The organism is Ruminococcus sp. MCC718 (genome assembly GCF_018783905.1).
Lineage (GTDB): Bacteria > Bacillota > Clostridia > Lachnospirales > Lachnospiraceae > Hominisplanchenecus > Hominisplanchenecus faecis.
Genome location: NZ_WQNP01000095.1, coordinates 23012 through 40239, shown reverse-complemented (window position 1 = coordinate 40239; position 17228 = coordinate 23012). Strand labels below are relative to the sequence as shown.

The 17228-nt window shown below is 44.2% G+C and carries 15 protein-coding genes; 14 read left to right on the top strand and 1 reads right to left on the bottom strand.

What is annotated here, in order from left to right:
• Positions 1-58: 58 nt before the first annotated feature.
• A complete protein-coding gene (locus GPK60_RS08855; protein ID WP_022119695.1) occupies positions 59-334 on the top strand; it encodes an HPr family phosphocarrier protein in 276 nt (91 codons plus the stop codon).
• 94 nt (positions 335-428) lie between these two features.
• Here GPK60_RS08855 and GPK60_RS08850 read toward each other — a convergent pair whose 3' ends face one another.
• Positions 429-2099 (bottom strand): L,D-transpeptidase, encoded by a 1671-nt coding sequence (locus GPK60_RS08850; RefSeq protein ID WP_215659387.1) that lies wholly within the window; start codon positions 2097-2099, stop codon positions 429-431.
• Positions 2100-2519: 420 nt separating this feature from the next.
• On the opposite strand from GPK60_RS08850, the gene GPK60_RS08845 reads away from it, so the two are divergent.
• The 13 genes from GPK60_RS08845 to GPK60_RS08785 all read left to right on the top strand — a co-directional run bounded on the left by GPK60_RS08845 (position 2520) and on the right by GPK60_RS08785 (position 17228).
• Positions 2520-3992 carry an N-acetylmuramoyl-L-alanine amidase gene (locus GPK60_RS08845; RefSeq protein WP_022119693.1) on the top strand — a complete coding sequence of 491 codons (1473 nt, stop codon included), beginning with the start codon at positions 2520-2522 and terminating at the stop codon, positions 3990-3992.
• Between the two features lie 15 nt (positions 3993-4007).
• A complete protein-coding gene (locus tag GPK60_RS08840; protein WP_215659383.1) occupies positions 4008-5063 on the top strand; it encodes a DUF6077 domain-containing protein in 1056 nt (351 codons plus the stop codon).
• Positions 5064-5079: 16 nt separating this feature from the next.
• Positions 5080-5850 carry a hypothetical protein gene (locus GPK60_RS08835; protein WP_215659380.1) on the top strand — a complete coding sequence of 257 codons (771 nt, stop codon included), beginning with the start codon at positions 5080-5082 and terminating at the stop codon, positions 5848-5850.
• 109 nt (positions 5851-5959) lie between these two features.
• A complete protein-coding gene (locus GPK60_RS08830) occupies positions 5960-7390 on the top strand; it encodes an exopolysaccharide biosynthesis polyprenyl glycosylphosphotransferase (RefSeq protein ID WP_215659377.1) in 1431 nt (476 codons plus the stop codon).
• Between the two features lie 13 nt (positions 7391-7403).
• A complete protein-coding gene (locus GPK60_RS08825) occupies positions 7404-8198 on the top strand; it encodes a glycosyltransferase family 2 protein (protein WP_147632569.1) in 795 nt (264 codons plus the stop codon).
• A gap of 3 nt (positions 8199-8201) precedes the next feature.
• Positions 8202-9371: a CDP-glycerol glycerophosphotransferase family protein gene (locus GPK60_RS08820; protein ID WP_215659363.1), complete on the top strand. Its 1170-nt coding sequence runs from the start codon at positions 8202-8204 to the stop codon at positions 9369-9371.
• A 1-nt stretch (position 9372) separates the two neighbouring features.
• A complete protein-coding gene (locus GPK60_RS08815) occupies positions 9373-10161 on the top strand; it encodes an ABC transporter permease (RefSeq protein ID WP_022119686.1) in 789 nt (262 codons plus the stop codon).
• Positions 10161-10892 (top strand): ABC transporter ATP-binding protein, encoded by a 732-nt coding sequence (locus GPK60_RS08810; RefSeq protein WP_022119685.1) that lies wholly within the window; start codon positions 10161-10163, stop codon positions 10890-10892. Before GPK60_RS08815 ends, GPK60_RS08810 begins: the two co-directional genes overlap by 1 nt.
• Before the next feature lie 11 nt (positions 10893-10903).
• Complete coding sequence (locus GPK60_RS08805) at positions 10904-11629, top strand: 2-C-methyl-D-erythritol 4-phosphate cytidylyltransferase (RefSeq protein ID WP_022119684.1); 726 nt, start codon at positions 10904-10906, stop codon at positions 11627-11629.
• Positions 11623-12648, top strand: coding sequence for a zinc-binding dehydrogenase (locus tag GPK60_RS08800; protein WP_022119683.1), 1026 nt, complete (start codon positions 11623-11625; stop codon positions 12646-12648). The genes GPK60_RS08805 and GPK60_RS08800 overlap by 7 nt, the downstream gene beginning before the upstream one ends.
• Positions 12641-13816, top strand: a complete 1176-nt coding sequence (locus GPK60_RS08795) for a CDP-glycerol glycerophosphotransferase family protein (protein ID WP_173865866.1) — start codon at positions 12641-12643, stop codon at positions 13814-13816. The genes GPK60_RS08800 and GPK60_RS08795 overlap by 8 nt, the downstream gene beginning before the upstream one ends.
• The gene (locus GPK60_RS08790) at positions 13809-16268 is read left to right on the top strand and encodes a CDP-glycerol glycerophosphotransferase family protein (protein WP_215659350.1); all 2460 of its coding nucleotides are present in this window, start codon (positions 13809-13811) and stop codon (positions 16266-16268) included. The genes GPK60_RS08795 and GPK60_RS08790 overlap by 8 nt, the downstream gene beginning before the upstream one ends.
• A gap of 39 nt (positions 16269-16307) precedes the next feature.
• Positions 16308-17228, top strand: coding sequence for a glycosyltransferase family 2 protein (locus tag GPK60_RS08785; RefSeq protein WP_022119680.1), 921 nt, complete (start codon positions 16308-16310; stop codon positions 17226-17228).

The following is a 17228-nucleotide window of genomic DNA, read 5'->3' as shown; positions in this document are numbered from 1 at the left end:
AGTGAGTAAAAATTATTACAGGGAAAACCGCAGAATGCGGTAACAGGAGGGTAAACTTATGGTAAGTCAGAAGGTAAGAGTGAAAAATCCTTCCGGTCTTCATTTACGTCCGGCAGGAGTACTTTGCAGTACAGCGTTGCAGTTTAAGTGCCGCGTCAGATTTACATTTCGTGAAGCGACTGTGAATGCAAAGAGCGTACTCAGTGTGCTGGGAGCCTGCGTAAAGGAAGGTGATGAGATCACGTTCGAATGTGAAGGGGAAGACGAGGATCAGGCACTTGCCACGATGGTAAAGGCTGTGGAAGAAGGACTTGGAGAAGAACAGAAAAATTAAGATCTTCAGGAAACGTACATGAAAATCCGCCCGGTTGTTTTGAATGACCGGGCGGGTTTTTGCTTTTCTGTATTCTCTTGTTTACGTCAAAGATCTATTTTCCGGTGTTAAAGTACAGTGGATCAGTAGGGTCATAGCTCTGAGAGAGTGGGATTTTAATGCCTTTTGGTTTACCGAGCGGTCCCGGGTTTGGAGAATCGTATACTACAACGGTCGTACCGATCGGAACGGTGTTGAACAGCCAGTAGGCATCTCCCATACTCAGGCGAATGCAGCCTTCAGAAGCCTGAGTGCCGAGTAGGTTGTATTTATAGGCCGACAGATTTTTTCTGCCAAGCTGTGGCTGTGGGATCGAATGAAACAGGATTTCACTTGTGATGTGAGAACAGTAATATCCAAACGAAGGTCCATAAAGTGCATGGGTATACAGTTTATCCTGGATCGTGAATGTACCGAGCGGAGTTCCGTTGTTCAGACCGGTTGAGCATATCATGGCACGCACCGGAGTATTGCCTTTGTAGACAGTAACTACATTTTGCTGTCGGTTTACTTTTACGGTCCAGTTCCCTTCCAGAGCACGGCTTGAGATTCCGGAATCTGAGAATGTATAGGAGGTGCCGCCGATATTTTTAGTGCCGGTCACCATAACACCGTCGGACGGATTCAGATAATAGTACTTACCATTATAGTACAGCCATCCGGTATGCATGGAGCCGTAATCATTGAAAAAGTACGTTTTTCCGTCAATCGTTTTAAAGCCTCTGGTGATTTCGCCCTTTGCGTTTGCATAATATTTGCGGCTGCCATAGACGGTCCAGCCTTTTCCGAGAACACCGCTTGAATCAAAAACATAGATTTTCTTTTTGATCTGCTGTACGCCGATGTAAGGTACGCCCATATTATTTCCCGAAGCATCGGCATAATATTTTTTGCCTTTAGCTTTGAACCATCCGGTCTGAAGGGCACCGTTTTTTCCGACGCGACACTTTTTCCCATCTTTTTTTACCCATTTGTTTTTATACATGGCTCCTGTTTTTTTGTTCAGGCAGTACCATTTGTTTTTATAAAGGAACCATCCGGTCTGAAGGGTGCCGTTACTGTTCAGATAATACGTTTTTCCGTTGGAAGTTACCCAGCCTTTTTTGGCAAGCGTACCATTTGCTTTTGTAAAATAAGTTTTGTTTTTGTAAGTAACTTTTCCGATCATCATTGCTCCGGTGCTGTCGAAAAAATAAGTCTTTCCTTTATATTTCTGACGGCCAGTCTTTGCGGTTCCGGAAGCACTGATCAGATATTTTTTTCCATTTAAAGCCTGAAGTCCCTTTGGAAGTGATTTTCCGTTGGCTCCGAAACAGTAAATTTTGCCGCCAAGGGTAATGGTACGGTTTGTAAACAGCTGATAATTGGCTCCGGCATAATACCAGGAGATACCAATTGCTGATTTTATGGAGAAAAGACCTGTTTTTACAGATCCGTCCGCAAGGAAATAATAAGGTTTTTGGGCGAGGTACATGACACCTTCCTGGGAGGGCGTAAAAAGATAGCCGTCCGGGTCAAAATAATATACTTTCTGATCAATGCTACAAAATCCTGTGGCACGGGAACCGTTCTCTGTCAGAAAGAAACGCCCCAGGGCATCTGAATTCCAGCCATATGTGACAGGTGTTTCCGTTTTCGCATCTGGTGCAGCATAAATAGCCTGCGGGATACAGAAAATCAGGGCAGATGCCAGAATGCTGGCAGACAATATTTTCTTAAAATGCATAAACTCCTCCATTCTCTGGAAATTTGCAGTCAAATAAAACATGGATTATAAAAGATAATTCTGTTACCATTACTTTACTATAAAATGATGCAAGTGTCAAAAGTCTAAATTGCGATCAGGCTTGTACAAAAGAGCAATCTAGACTTATTGACACACCGAACACCGAAAACGTAATAAAATGTCGTGTATGCGGCATTTTATGGGAGTTTGAGGTGGTTCCGGTGCAATCCGGAATAAAAAAATTAAATAATAATTAAGAAAAATTAACAGAGGTTTAAGAGATTGACAGGCAGACCTTTTTAGGGTACTATGTAAAGTAATGTGTATCACAAAAATGAACGAAAATAAGAAGTGATTTTTACATTGTGGTTGTAAAAGTAAGAAGAAATTACGAGAGTATTTCGAAATCAGGAGGAAAAGATGAAGAAAATATTAAAAAATCTGGCAGCAGCTGCGATGCTGGGACTTGTGTTCTGCACGGGGGTCACATCACATGCTTCGAATGGAAACGTTGTTCTGGTACTGGATCCCGGACATGATGTACACGATGCAGGTGCGAGACGTACCTGGAACGGTGTGACTTATGCGGAGGAGACCATTACTTTAAAAATGGCACAGTACTGTAAAGAAGAGCTGGAAAAATACTCCGGTATCGTTGTTTATATGACAAGGTTCAGCAATAATGTGGACATGGATCGCTATGACCGTGTAAAAGTGGCAAAAGATCTGGGAGCAGATGCACTGGTGAGCCTGCACATCAATTCAACCGGAAATCAGCAGGATACCGTTTCCGGAGCACTTGCCTATGTGCCAATCTCAAGCAACAAAGCAGATTATGCTGTGGAAGCAAGAGCACTTGCTGCGGATATTGTGAGCAATCTTTCAACGGTCGGAATGAAGAATCTCGGCTATCTGAAGGGGGAAGGACTTGGCATTATCTATTATGGAAGGCAGTGGAAGATCCCGACCATGATCATAGAGCATGGATTTGTGAACAATCCTTCTGACTGTCTGAAATATTATGGAAGCGATGCCAAGATCAAAGCGGTGGCTGTTGCAGATGCAACTGCGATCGCACGCCATTACGGTATCACGAAAATGCGTGGCTGGAATCAGATCGGAGATGAATGGATTTATCTGGATAAGAACGGCAATAAGAAAACCGGATGGATTACCGATGCAGGCAAAGAATATTATCTGGACGAAGAAGGGCATAAAGTTTCCGGATTTGTAAAAATTAATGATAAAAAATATTATTTTAATGAAGACGGAAGTGCCTACAGCGGATTCCTTCAGGCAAACGGTGCCCTGTACTATGTGAAAAACGGCGGTCAGGTGATGACGGGCCGGTTTAAAATAGGCGAGAAACAGTACTATGCGGCAAAGGGCGGCAAACTGTATCGTGGATTTAAGGTACGCAAAGGTTACAAATACTATTTTGATCCGGAAACCGGAGCAGCACTTAGCGGATTGCAGAAGATCGGAGCAAACTATTATTATTTTGATGTGGCAGGACGTATGCAGACCGGCTGGGTAAAAGTCGGTTCCAGAACCTGTTATTTTAAAAAGTCTACCGGTGTGAGAAGAAGCGGATGGTTCAAATACAGAGGCAAATATTATTATCTGAATCCGAAGACCGGAGCCAAAATGAAAAAACGCTGGGTAGTATATAATGGAAACTATTATTATCTGGACAGAAAAGGTGTCCGCCTTACCGGCACTAAGGCAGTGATCGACGGCAAAAAGTATCGTTTTGATGCAAATGGCATCTGCAAAAAGAAGACAAGAGCCGAGGCAGCAAGACAGAAGGCAGAACAGGTGACACCGGAAACAGGTAATGTGACATCGACAACAGAACAGGTGACACCGGAAACGAAAGCACTTTCGGAATAAAGGAGAAAAAGTCGGATGGCGATCAAAGGATTCGAGATTCTGCTGTGGTTTCTTATCATTCCGCTTGCAGCAGGAAATCTTCCTGTTTTTGAGACAGGGAAGGAGAAAGACTGGTTTGTGCGAATGGCAGATGCTCTGATCTGCGGTTATGTTCTGATGTTTGCAGTATTTGAGCTGCTGGCGTTGCCACTCATTTTTACCAGGCAGTCATTTGCAGTTCTGAAATACAGCTATGAGATACTTGTCTGCGTGCTGGCTCTGGCAGGAGTCATCTTTGCCTGGAAAAATAAAAAGAACAGGGCAGATGGAGCAGAACGGAAAAAGAGCCTTTCACGAAAAAAAATTCCAGCGGCCATGTGGCTTGCATTTCTGCTGGTTGCCATACAGATGGGAGCTTATGTTTTTGGCATGGCAACGGATCTGGATGACGCCTTTTATGTGGCAACGGCAACCACGACTCTGGAGACGAACGGGATGTTCACGTACGATGCCTATACCGGAATGTTGGCATCGTATCTTCCGGCGAGATATGTGTTTGCACCGTTTCCGATCCTGCTTGCATTCTACAGTGATATGGTGCATATGCATGCGGCGGTTGTGGCACATACGGTCGAACCGGTCTTCTTTCTTCTGATTTCCTATCTTGTTTACTGGAAGATCGGAAGAAAACTGTTTGATAAAGATGATCGGAAAGTGGGACTGTTTCTGCTGTTTCTGGTGCTGATTCAGATGTTTTCTTATTATTCAGTCTACACGCAGGGAACATTTCTGTCGATCCGTATCTGGCAGGGAAAGGCTCTTCTGGCATCGTTTGTGCTTCCGGCGATTTTTTTGCAGGCAAAGGAATGCATGGAAACGAACCGGATGTGCGGTGCATGGGTGACATTGTTTTTGATGATGACATCGGCATGTCTGGTGTCTGGCATGGGTATTATGCTGGCACCGATCATGCTGGGGCTTATGACACTTTTGTATGCGGTGAAAGACAGAAATTGGGGAAACATAAAAAGAGCAGTGATATGCTGCCTGCCGAATGTTATCTGTGCGGCGGCATATGTGATCATACGCTAGAAGAAAGGGTAGAATCATGATAACAGCATTTCAGATTGCCATAGAAAGGGCAGGCTGGTACATCGGAAGTGGATGGCATTATCTGTTGTTTGCAGCGGCACTCCTCTTTCTGATCCTGAAACGTGATGACAAAGAAAACCGTAAATGGCTGGTGGGGTATACCCTGTTATTTGCAGCCGTTTATATCTGTCCGCTTACGGCAAGGATCATTATGAAATACTGCATTGGTGGATTTGTTTACTGGAGAATGTTCTGGATTCTGCCAACGTCCGTGATTGTAGCCTATGTGGCAGTGAGCGTATGTACAGCAGGAAAGAAAAAAACGATTCAGGCTGTATGTGCATCTCTGCTGATGGCACTGATCATCGTGACCGGAAAGAATCCTTATGTGGGCGGTCAGGCCATCTATCAGAAAGCAGTCAATATGCAGAAACTTCCGGCGGATGCGTGTCAGATCAGTGAACTGATAGCCGCCACAAGAGCAGAAGGCGAGACGGCTCTTGCAGTGATGCCGGAAGATCTGGTCGGTTATGTGCGGCAGTATGATGCATCGATCCGGCTGCTTTACGGAAGGCGTTCCAAATCAGAGAAACCAGTGCGGAAAATCCGCCGTCAGATGCGAAAAGAACAGCCGAAGATCAAAAAGCTGATCCGCAGGATCCGGCAGCAGGGCGTGAATTATCTGGTTTTTCTTGCAGATGATCAGCAGGATACTAAAATTCAGAGAAATGGATTTGAAAAGATAGGAAAAGTAGGGGGTTACTCGGTCTATAAAGATAAATGGTAAGCATAATCCCATGCATTGCCACAGACTTTGCTATTGTAATTTTGGAGAAAGTGTTGTAAACTTATCGGCGATGTAAAAGTATAGAATTTTATATGAAGAGGATAAGTATATGGAAAACAGAGAACGTTATAAAAGACTGATCATGTTTCTGGCATCTGCATTTATTCTGACACTCCAGACAGGCGTGTTCGCTTATGTATGGTTTAAGGATTATGCATTTTCCGGAGCGATCGGAGAAGCTTTCTGGAAACGCGGAAACTATGTAGTCATTGCACAATATGCTTTGATGCTGTACTTCTTCTACCGTATTTACGGCGGCTTCAAAGTAGGATATTTGCGGGTTTTTGAAGTACTGTATTCCCAGGTTCTTTCCGTGCTCTGTGTAAATGCGATCACGTATCTGCAGCTGGCACTGATCGGACGCTGGAAGTTTACGAAATTCATAGAGCCGATTCTGAAAATGACCGGCGTTGACCTGGTGATCGTTGTAGTCTGGGTCGTATTTATGCGGTGGATCTATACAAAAATCTATCCGCCGAGACAGATGCTGCTGGTATATGGAGATTACAGCCCGCAGGATCTGATCCAGAAGATTTCCAGTCGTGAGGATAAATACAACATCTGCGAGAAGATCCATATCAGCAAAGGGCTGGATGCGATCAAAGGGCGGATCGATGAGTATCATGCAGTGGTACTTGGAGATATTCCGGCATCCGAGCGAAATATCCTGCTGAAATATTGCTTTGAAAAAGATATCCGCTGCTACAGCATTCCGAAGATATCGGATATTATGATCATGAGTGCGGAAAATATTCACCTGTTTGATACCTCTCTGCTTTTGTTCCGCCATCGCGGACTGACAGCCGAGCAGCAGTTCTTCAAACGGGCGTTTGATATTGTAACTTCTTTGCTTGGAATTATTGTGGCATCGCCGTTTATGATCGTCATTGCCATTCTGGTGAAACTGTACGACAAAGGTCCGATATTTTATAAACAGGCGAGACTGACAAAAGGAGGCAAAGTCTTTTATGTAATGAAATTCCGCAGCATGCGTGTGGATTCGGAAAAACAGGGAGCAAGGCTGGCGATGAAGCATGATGATCGTATCACACCGGTTGGACGTGTGATCCGAAATCTTCACCTGGATGAATTACCGCAGCTTTTCAATATCCTCAAAGGCGATATGTCTATGGTCGGTCCGAGACCGGAGCGTCCGCAGATCGCAGAAGAGTACAAAAAAGCAATACCGGAGTTTGATTACCGCCTAAAGGTGAAGGCGGGACTGACCGGATTTGCACAGGTTTATGGAAAATACAACACAACACCGTATGATAAATTAAAACTGGATCTGACCTACATTGAGAATTACAGTTTTGTGCTGGATATAAAACTGATGTTTCTGACCTTTAAGATCCTGTTCCAGAAAGAAAATACCGAAGGCGTGGAAAAATGGCAGGTGACGGCTGCTACCAAGGAAAATCTGGAGCAGATCAAAGAAGAGGAAGAAAAGGAAATGAAAGAAACCGGAAAACAGCAATAGGAGAACCGTATTTATGGAAAAAAGACCGTTAGTATCCGTGATCATACCGGCCTATAATTGTGCAGGGTTGATATCAAGAGCGATCGAGTCCGTGTTGATCCAGGAGGTATCGCTGGAGATCATCGTTATAGACGATGGCTCCGGTGACAACCTGGAGCAGGTGCTGGAGACGTATCGGGATAACCCTGCGTTTTCTTTTATTAAAAATAAGACAAATCTGGGTGCGGCCGGAAGCCGGAACAAAGGTGTGGCCATGGCGAAAGGCAGATATGTCGCGTTTCTGGATGCCGATGATTACTGGGCAGCCGGGAAATTAAAAAAGCAGACAGATGCTATGGAAAGGACAGGCTGTGTTTTAAGCTGTACGGCAAGAGAGCTGATGACTCCTCAGGGCGAACTGACCGGACGGATCATTCCGGTAAAAGAAGAAATCACCTACCGTGACCTTTTGCATCATAACAGCATCAACTGTTCTTCCGTTGTTTTGAAAACGGAAGTTGCGAAAAACTATCCGATGGAGCACGATGACAGCCACGAAGATTACATTACCTGGCTGAAAATCCTGCAAAAATATAAAAAAGCTTGTGGTATCCGGGAACCTCTGTTAAAATATAGGCTAAGTAATCAGGGAAAATCAGGAAATAAATTGCAGTCGGCGAGAATGACCTTTATGGTATATCGTTACCTGGGTTTTGGCATCTTGAAATCCTGTTATTATTTTGCTTCCTATGCTCTCCATGGTGTGTGGAAATATTATGGATTTTCCGGGAAAGAGCATAAAAAGACAACGGAAAACCAGAGGAGATAGGGTATGAAAAGTTTTATCAAATATCTGTACAGCAAATGTCTGCAGATATTGCTGTTTCCATTTTGCCTCTTCCCGATCCAGAAGAACCGGCTGGCTTTTACCGGGCTTACAGGCGGCAAAGGATATGATTATTCCTGCAATCCGCGATATCTTTCGGACTATATCAGAGAGCAGGAGAAGGACACGTTTGAGATATACTGGATGGTTACAGATCCAAAGCAGTATCGTGACAAAGAAGAGAAGGATCTGCATTTTGTGAAACATTTTACGCTGAGAAGTTTTTATTATCTTCTGACGGCAAAAGTGATCATCACGAACGGCTCTTATGCTCCGTGGTTTCCGTTTCGCAAAAAGCAGTATCTGATCAACACCTGGCATGGCGGCGGAGCTTATAAGAAAATTGAAAATGACAAACCGGATGCCAACTGGGCGACCAGAAAGCGTGCAGAATTCTGTGCGAAAAATATACAGCTGATCGTATCAAGCTGTCAGGCGGCAAGTGACAGGCTGTTTCGCCGTGCATTTCTTTACCATGGAGAAATCTTAAAATGCGGTATGCCGCGAAATGATTTTCTGGTCTGTGGGAACACAGAGCAGGCGGATCAGAAAGTAAGGCAGACCTATCAGATAGACCGTAAGTATCGGATCTTGCTGTATGCACCTACCTATCGTTCAAATGGGAAAAATCAGATGCCGGATTTTACAGGACTTCGAAAAGTACTTGAAGAAAATGGCGAAAAGTGGTATGTATTATACCGGGCACATCGCTACAGTGAGGACGATTCGGCAGGATTGGATCCGGAATGCTCAGCGGATGTGACGGACTATCCTGATATGCAGGAGCTTTTAGCGGCAGCAGATATGCTGATCACGGACTATTCCTCCTGTATATGGGATTATTCTTTTTTATACCGACCATGCTTTCTGTATACACCGGATCTGCGGGAATATCTTGCAAAGACCGGTTTTTATGTAGATATTCATGAGTGGCCGTTTCCAATCTGTGAAAATATGGAAGATCTGGAAAAACAGATCCGCTCTTTCGATGAAGAAAAGAACAGAGCGAGGATCATGGAGCATCATCAGCAAATGGGAAGCTATGAGAGCGGACATGCCTGCGAGGCGGTCTGCAGTTGGATAAAGCAAAAAAGTATTTGTGAGGAGAACGCATAAAATGAGTCGATTTCTAAAAGACACGAAAAAGTACTACAAGTACGCGATCTATTCGGCAAAATCGAAATTGCAGTCTGAGGTGGCAAGTTCCTACCTGAACTGGCTGTGGTGGGTATTGGACCCGATCTGTTTCATGCTGATCTACACCCTGATCTTTGGTGTGGTATTTAATGCAAAAGAGCAGTATTTTACAGTCTTCATTTTTATCGGTCTGACGATGTGGGATTTCTTTAATAAGACCCTTCAGCAGAGCGTAAAAATCGTCAAAAACAACAAGTCCATTGTGGCAAAAGTATATTTGCCGAAATACATTCTGGTTATGGTCCGCATGTTTGTAAACGGCTTTAAAATGCTGATCTCTTTTGGCATCGTGATCATTATGATGGTCATTTACCGCGTGCCGGTCAGCTTTAATATTCTGTACATGATCCCGATCATGCTGACCCTGTTTCTGTTCACGTTCGGATGCAGTACGATCGTGGCACATTTTGGCGTATTTGTACAGGACTTGTCCAACGTGATCAATATCGTACTGCGTCTGCTGTTTTATATTACCGGTATTTTTTATAATGTAGAAACAAGGCTTGCAAAATTTGCACCGTGGAATAAAGTGATCCTTCATTGCAATCCACTGGCACTGCTTCTGACTTCTGCAAGAAGATGTATGATCTATGACCAGACACCGGCAAGAAAATTCCTGCTTCTGTGGATGGTGCTGAGTTTCATACTGTCAGCGATCGGAGTAAAGATTATTTATAAATACGAAAACAGTTATGTGAAGGTGATATAATGGAACGCGAAATTGCAATCGAAGTAAAAAATTTATATATCAGTTATCGAAACCTGCAGAAGTTTTCCATCAAGCAGAGTTTATTACATTTCAAAAAAGTACAGGCCGATGTATTCCAGGCAGTAAAGGATGTATCCTTTGAAGTAGAAAAAGGAGAGATCCTCGGAATCATCGGAAAGAACGGAAGCGGAAAATCCACCATGCTCAAAGCACTGGCCGGCATTTTTTCTCCGGATACGGGAAGCATTGACCTGAAAAACCATTCCGTTTCCCTTCTGTCGATCGGTGTCGGATTTGAAAAAGAGATGAGCGGAAGAGAAAACATCATTCTTTCCGGTATGCTTCTTGGTTTTTCGGAAGAGTTTATCCGTTCCAAGATGGATGAGATCATTGAATTCGCCGGACTTGGCAAATTTATTGATATGCCGGTGCGTACTTACTCAAGCGGTATGTATTCCAAGCTGGCATTTTCCATCACAGCCGTTCTGGAGACCGACATCATGCTGATCGATGAAGTACTCAGCGTTGGTGATGAAAAGTTTAAAAAGAAAAGTTATGAAAAGATGAAGAGCCTGATCTCAAACAGAGAGCGTACGGTTGTGATCGTTTCCCACAGCCTGGATACGATCGCAGATCTCTGCGACAAAGTCATGTGGATGCATGAAGGAAAACTGATCGAGATCGGAACACCGGATGAGGTTCTTCCGCGTTATCTGGAATTTATGAAATAGGAGGCAGCATCGTGGAAAAAACAAATATTTACGGCGTTGTACTTGCGGGGGGCAAGGGAACACGTATGGGGAATGTTGAGAAACCGAAACAGTTTATGGAAGTTGGCGGCAAGCCGATCATTATCCATACACTGGAGAAATTTGTGGTCAATCCGCAGTTTGAGCGTGTGATCGTTCTGTCACCGAAGCAGTGGATCACCTACACCCAGGATATCATTAAAAAATATATTCTGCTTTCAGATAAGATCGATGTGATCGAAGGCGGTGCGACCCGCAATGATACGATCATGAATGCGATCAGTCATATCGAAAAATTTTACGGACTGGATGAAGAAACCATTATTGTCACCCACGATTCCGTTCGTCCGTTTGTGACACACCGTATTCTGGAAGATAACATCCACTATGCGAAAGAGTACGGAGCCTGCGATACCGTTATCCCGGCGACCGATACCATTGTGGAGAGCATGGATAATCAGAAGATCAGCAATATTCCGGATCGTTCCAAAATGTATCAGGGACAGACACCGCAGAGTTTTCATGCAAAGCGTCTGCGTGAAGTTTTCGATGAACTGAGTGAGGAAGAGAAGACGATCCTGACCGATGCCTGCAAGATCCTCGTTCTCAAAGGGGATGCGATCCATCTGGTAGAAGGTGAAGTTTTCAATATTAAGATTACGTATCCGTACGATTTGCGTGTTGCAGAGTCTATTTTAGGAGGAAATGGCGTATGCTAAATACGGTGTATCAGCTGAAACGTCCAAGACAGTTTGAAGTCGCATTTAAGGAAATGGAGATCGATGACAGACAGGTGATTGTGCGTCCGACCAGACTGTCTATCTGCCATGCGGATCAGCGTTACTATCAAGGTGCAAGGGCGGAAGAGATTCTGCGTCAGAAACTGCCTATGGCATTGATCCACGAGGGGATCGGCAAAGTAATCTATGATCCGACCGGAACCTTTGAAATCGGAACAGAGGTTGTGATGATCCCGAACCGACCGGTAGAAAAAGACGATATCATTGCAGAAAATTATCTGCGATCCAGCAAATTCTGTGCGAGCAGCATGGATGGATTTCTACAGGAATATGTTCAGGCTGTGCCGGATCGTTTTGTACGTCTGCCGCAGGGGATCAATCCGACGGTAGCTGCCTATACAGAGCTTGTCAGCGTGAGCTTTCATGCGATCAATCGTTTCTTACGTTTTTCACATGAGAGACGTGATGTGATCGGTGTGTGGGGCGATGGCAATTTGGGTTACATTACCTCACTGCTTCTGAAAAAGATGCTTCCGGATTCCAAAATCTATATTTTCGGTGTCACGGAAAACAAACTGTCGGATTTTACTTTTGCAGACGGTACCTACTGTGTCAATGAAATTCCGGCAGATATGCAGATCGATCATGCGTTTGAATGCGTTGGAGGCGGAGCGGCATCCAAAGCGATCAATCAGATCATTGATTATATCCATCCGGAGGGTACGATCAGTATTTTAGGTGTCAGCGAAGATCCGGCACCGATCAATACCCGCATGGTTCTGGAAAAGGGACTGCGTATTTTTGGCAGCAGCCGCAGCGGCAGAAGTGACTACGAAGGTCTGCTGCAGTTATATGAAGAGCATCCGGAAGTAGTATCTTATCTGGAGAATATCATGGGTGCGGAAGTAGAAGTAAGAGATGTGAAGGATATAACCAGAGCATTTGAAATGGATATACACAAATTGATGGGAAAAACGGTGATGATCTGGAATGAGTAAAAAGATAAAGAGACTCTATCTTTTTCTGACCTTAAAGCTTCTTTTTCCCTGGCAATACAGGAGATTTCGTAAGCTGCCTTTAAAAAAGTGGAAAGCGGTGTTCATTGAAGCCAATCTGACACAGCTTTCCGGCAGCTTACGTTTTTTGTATCAGGTATTATGCAGCGAAGAAGAGATGGAAGTGAGCGTCCACTATCTGATGGAATCCGGAAACAAATGGAAATTTATTCAGAATGCGATGGCATGTCTGAAGGACTGTGCCGATGCACATTATATTTTTCTCTGTGAGGGTTCCAGGGTGATCAGCTGCATTGAGCCAAGAGAAGAGACGGTGATCACGCAGCTCTGGCATGGATGCGGTGCGTTCAAAAAATTTGGCTTCAGCACCTGTGAGGAGCTTTTCGGCGGAAGCAGAGAAGAATATCTGAAATATAATTATTATAAGAACTATGACTATATAACCGTATCAAGCCCGGAGGTTATCTGGGCTTATCAGGAGGCCATGAATCTTCCGAAAGAGGACAAAAGTGTTGTACCGATCGGTGTCAGCTGCACAGATCTTCTGTTCCGGGAAAAATTTCAGAAGGCAGCACAGAAAAAACTGTATGACATCTGTCCGGCAGCAAAAGGAAAGAAAGTCATGCTCTATGCCCCGACGTTCCGCGGAAGTGTGGGGGGAGCGAAGGCACCGGATTCCATGGATCTCTGTCTGATGCAGGAGAAGCTTGGAAAAGACTGGATTTTGCTGATTAAACAGCATCCGGTTGTGAAACAGAGACCGGAGGTTCCAAAGGAGTGTCAAAGCTTTGCGTATGATGTTTCTGATGCATTTGTCATCGAAGAACTGCTCTGTGTCAGTGATCTGTGTATTTCGGATTATTCGTCGCTGGTATTTGAATATTCATTATTTGAGCGTCCGATGCTGTTCTTTGCCTACGATTTTGAAGAATATGGAGAGTGGCGTGGTTTTTACTATGATTACCATGAACTGACACCGGGACCGGTTGTGCACACCACGCAGGAGATTGTTGATTATGTACTCCATCTTAAGGAGCGTTTTGACAGAAAACAGGTCGCGGATTTCAAGGAGAAATTTATGAGTGCCTGCGACGGACATGCAACAGAGCGACTGCTGGAAATGATCAAGAAGGAGAAAACGGATGAGTAAGGTAATAAGAGCAATGAAAAAGGTTTACTGGAAAGGAAGAAAGAAGATTAAGAAACTTCCGCCGGTAAAAGCAGCAAAGAAATATATGGGCAGAAAGAGAAAAGACAAGCTTCTCTATGAGACACTGCCGGCTGCATACAATGCACATAAGAATGAGCCGGTCGATGAACGAAAAGTCATTTTTATTGAGCTTCGTCTGCCGGACGTAAGCAACAGTTTCCGCATTCTGTATGATGAGCTGCAAAGAGATTTTGATCTGGATATCCATGTACATCTGCTGCGAAATTCTTTTGTCCCAAGAGAAGAATACATCAGACGCTGTAAAGAGATGCTGGCCGATGCGGCAACTGCAAAATACATCTTTGTAAATGAAGCTTCCGACGTACTCAGCTGCGTGGATATGCGGCCAGAAACGATCGTTACCCAGCTGTGGCATGCATGCGGAGCCTTCAAAAAGTTTGGTATGAGCACTGCGGAGCTGATCTTCGGACCGAATGCAGAAGAGCTGAAACGCCATCCGAACAACAAGAATTATACTTATGTTACCGTATCCAGTCCGGAGATCGTGTGGGCATATGCGGAAGCCATGGATATGAAGGATCGTCAAGATGCAATCCGCCCGGTCGGAACGAGCCGTACGGATATTTTCTATCGCAGTGAGACGATCGCTCAGGCATTCCAGAACCTGTACAAAGAATTTCCAAAAGCCAAAGGAAAAAAGATCATCTTATATGCACCGACATTCCGCGGTCGTGTGGCGAGGGCAAAAACGCCGGACTGCTTTGATCTGGAGAAGTTTGCCGAGCATTTCAAAGATGAATATGTAGTGATTTTTAAGCACCATCCGTTAGTAAAGAATGTACCGCAGATTCCGGAAGAATTAAACGGAACCTTTGCCATTGATGCAACAAAAACCATGACGATCGAGGATCTGCTCTGCGTCAGCGATATCTGTATTTCGGATTATTCGTCACTGGTATTTGAATATTCTCTGTTTGAGCGTCCGATGCTGTTCTTTGCCTATGACTTGGATGAATACTTTGACTGGAGAGGCTTCTATTACGATTACAATGAGCTGACACCGGGACCGGTCTGCAAGACAAACGATGAGATGATCGATTATATCAGCCATCTGGATGAACGTTTTGACAAACAGAAAGTCATTGATTTCAAAGAGAAATTTATGCGGTCCTGCGATGGCCATGCGACAGACCGTATTCTGCATATGGTTTTTGCTGATCGTTATGACAGTCTGAAACTGAGCCATGAAAGAACAGATGATGAGATCAAAGTTTCCGTTGTTATGCCGGTTTACAATGCAGAAAATTATCTGTTTGACAGCCTTGGAAATGTTCTGAAACAGACGTTAAAAGACATTGAAGTAATCTGCGTGGATGACGGATCAACTGACCGTTCGGCAGAGATCATCGAAGATTACGCATCGAGAGATTTCCGCCTTTCTCTGATCCGTCAGAAGAATCAGTATGCCGGAGCGGCGAGAAACGCAGGTCTTGCAAAATGTCGCGGTAAGTATGTGGTATTCTGGGATGCGGATGACCGTTTTGCACTGGATGCACTGGAAAAGCTTTATACAAAAGCAGAGGCAGATGAAGCCGATCTGTGCGTCTGCGATATCCGCAAATGGGATGATACGACGGATCGCTATGTGCTGCCGTCCAACTATCTGCGAAAAGAATTTATGCCGGAAAAAGTGCCGTTTTCAAAAGAAGATATTCCGCAGTATATTTTTAATTTTACAACGAATATTCCATGGAACAAAATGTACCGCCGTTCTCTGATCACAGACAACGATCTGAAGTTCGAACATCGCCAGAGAGCAAACGATGTCGTGTTTGTCATGCAGGCACTTTATCTGGCAAAACGTATTACCGTTGTAGATGAGAGACTGATCGACTATCGCTATAATAATGCGAATAATCTTACCGCAGGTCTTTCCAAAGATCTTTATAGCACGTACGATGCATTTCTGGCAGCACATGATATTCTGAAAGAGCGGGGAGCTTTTGAAAATGAGAAGGTAAAACAGAGTTTTGATAACAAAACCTTAAATCTTCTGGTTCAGAGTATCGATCTTCAGACAAACGAAGCATCTGCAAGAGAACTGTTTGATATGCTGCTTCAGGAGGGATTCCGGAAGATTGGAATCGAAGACTATGAGAACTATTATTATTCCAGAAAGGTATATCAGGCGTACCGTACGATGCTGACCGGTTCTTTAGTTGACACACTGATCGTACTGAAGGAACAGAAAAATACAAATCTGGAAGTACATCGCCAAAAACTCTGTATGCAGAGACTGAAAGTGCAGAGACAGACTGTCAAAATCCAGACGCAGAAGGAAAAATTAGATATCAAAACGGAACAATTAAAAAAATTAAGGGGACAAATGGGATACCGTATCTGCAAAAAACTGGGATTTTTTAAAGAGTAGGCACGGATGTCCGCAAATCAAAAGAAAAGAGGGGAGAATATGTTATCTGTCATCATACCGGCTTATAATGAGGAAAAAATGATACAGACAACGGCTGATACGGTGGACCGCATCCTGAGTGAGGCATCTGTCCCGTATGAGATCGTATTTGTAAACGATGGTTCAAAAGACGGAACCTGGCAGCAGATTGAGACGGCGGCCGAGAAAAATCCACATGTAAACGGACTGCATTTTTCCAGAAATTTTGGAAAGGAATCTGCTATTTTTGCCGGACTTGCAAATGCAGAAGGGGACTGCTGTGCAGTAATGGACTGCGATCTGCAGCATCCGCCGGAAGTGCTGGTTTCCATGTACCGTCTCTGGGAGCAGGGATACGAAGTGGTAGAAGGGGTAAAACGAAGCCGTGGAAAAGAAAGTGCCATTCACAGGGCATGTGCGGGTCTGTTTTATAAAATGATGTCAAAGGCAGTGAAGATTGATATGTCACGTGCTTCCGACTTTAAACTTCTGGATCGCAAGGCAGTCGATGCCCTGCTTGGGATGCCGGAGAAAAATGCATTTTTCCGTGCACTGTCCTCCTGGATCGGTTATCGCAGCACCAGCGTGGAGTTTGATGTGCAGGAACGTACAGAAGGTGAGTCAAAATGGTCTACCTGGTCTCTGATCAAATATGCAGTGACTAATGTAGTGGCATTTTCAACGGCTCCGATGCAGTTTGTGACGGTGGCAGGTATCTTTACTTTTCTGTTTGCGATCGTGCTTGGTATTGAATCTCTTGTACGTTATTTTACCGGACATGCAGTAGAAGGTTTTACGACAGTGATCCTTCTGATCCTGATTGTCGGAAGCCTGATCATGATGAGTCTTGGAATCATTGGTTATTATATTTCCAAGATTTATGAAGAAGTAAAAGGAAGACCAAAATACCTGATCTCAAAAAAAGCAGGTAAGCGAAAATAG

What these genes read in the sequence shown, in the direction of transcription:
- GPK60_RS08855 (WP_022119695.1), top strand. Translation starts at nt 59, where the DNA reads ATGGTAAGTCAGAAGGTAAGAGTGAAAAATCCTTCCGGTCTTCATTTA.
- GPK60_RS08850 (WP_215659387.1), bottom strand. Translation starts at nt 2,099, where the DNA reads ATGCATTTTAAGAAAATATTGTCTGCCAGCATTCTGGCATCTGCCCTG.
- GPK60_RS08830 (WP_215659377.1), top strand. Translation starts at nt 5,960, where the DNA reads ATGGAAAACAGAGAACGTTATAAAAGACTGATCATGTTTCTGGCATCT.
- GPK60_RS08810 (WP_022119685.1), top strand. Translation starts at nt 10,161, where the DNA reads ATGGAACGCGAAATTGCAATCGAAGTAAAAAATTTATATATCAGTTAT.
- GPK60_RS08825 (WP_147632569.1), top strand. Translation starts at nt 7,404, where the DNA reads ATGGAAAAAAGACCGTTAGTATCCGTGATCATACCGGCCTATAATTGT.
- GPK60_RS08785 (WP_022119680.1), top strand. Translation starts at nt 16,308, where the DNA reads ATGTTATCTGTCATCATACCGGCTTATAATGAGGAAAAAATGATACAG.
- GPK60_RS08835 (WP_215659380.1), top strand. Translation starts at nt 5,080, where the DNA reads ATGATAACAGCATTTCAGATTGCCATAGAAAGGGCAGGCTGGTACATC.
- GPK60_RS08815 (WP_022119686.1), top strand. Translation starts at nt 9,373, where the DNA reads ATGAGTCGATTTCTAAAAGACACGAAAAAGTACTACAAGTACGCGATC.
- GPK60_RS08790 (WP_215659350.1), top strand. Translation starts at nt 13,809, where the DNA reads ATGAGTAAGGTAATAAGAGCAATGAAAAAGGTTTACTGGAAAGGAAGA.
- GPK60_RS08795 (WP_173865866.1), top strand. Translation starts at nt 12,641, where the DNA reads ATGAGTAAAAAGATAAAGAGACTCTATCTTTTTCTGACCTTAAAGCTT.
- GPK60_RS08820 (WP_215659363.1), top strand. Translation starts at nt 8,202, where the DNA reads ATGAAAAGTTTTATCAAATATCTGTACAGCAAATGTCTGCAGATATTG.
- GPK60_RS08845 (WP_022119693.1), top strand. Translation starts at nt 2,520, where the DNA reads ATGAAGAAAATATTAAAAAATCTGGCAGCAGCTGCGATGCTGGGACTT.
- GPK60_RS08840 (WP_215659383.1), top strand. Translation starts at nt 4,008, where the DNA reads ATGGCGATCAAAGGATTCGAGATTCTGCTGTGGTTTCTTATCATTCCG.
- GPK60_RS08800 (WP_022119683.1), top strand. Translation starts at nt 11,623, where the DNA reads ATGCTAAATACGGTGTATCAGCTGAAACGTCCAAGACAGTTTGAAGTC.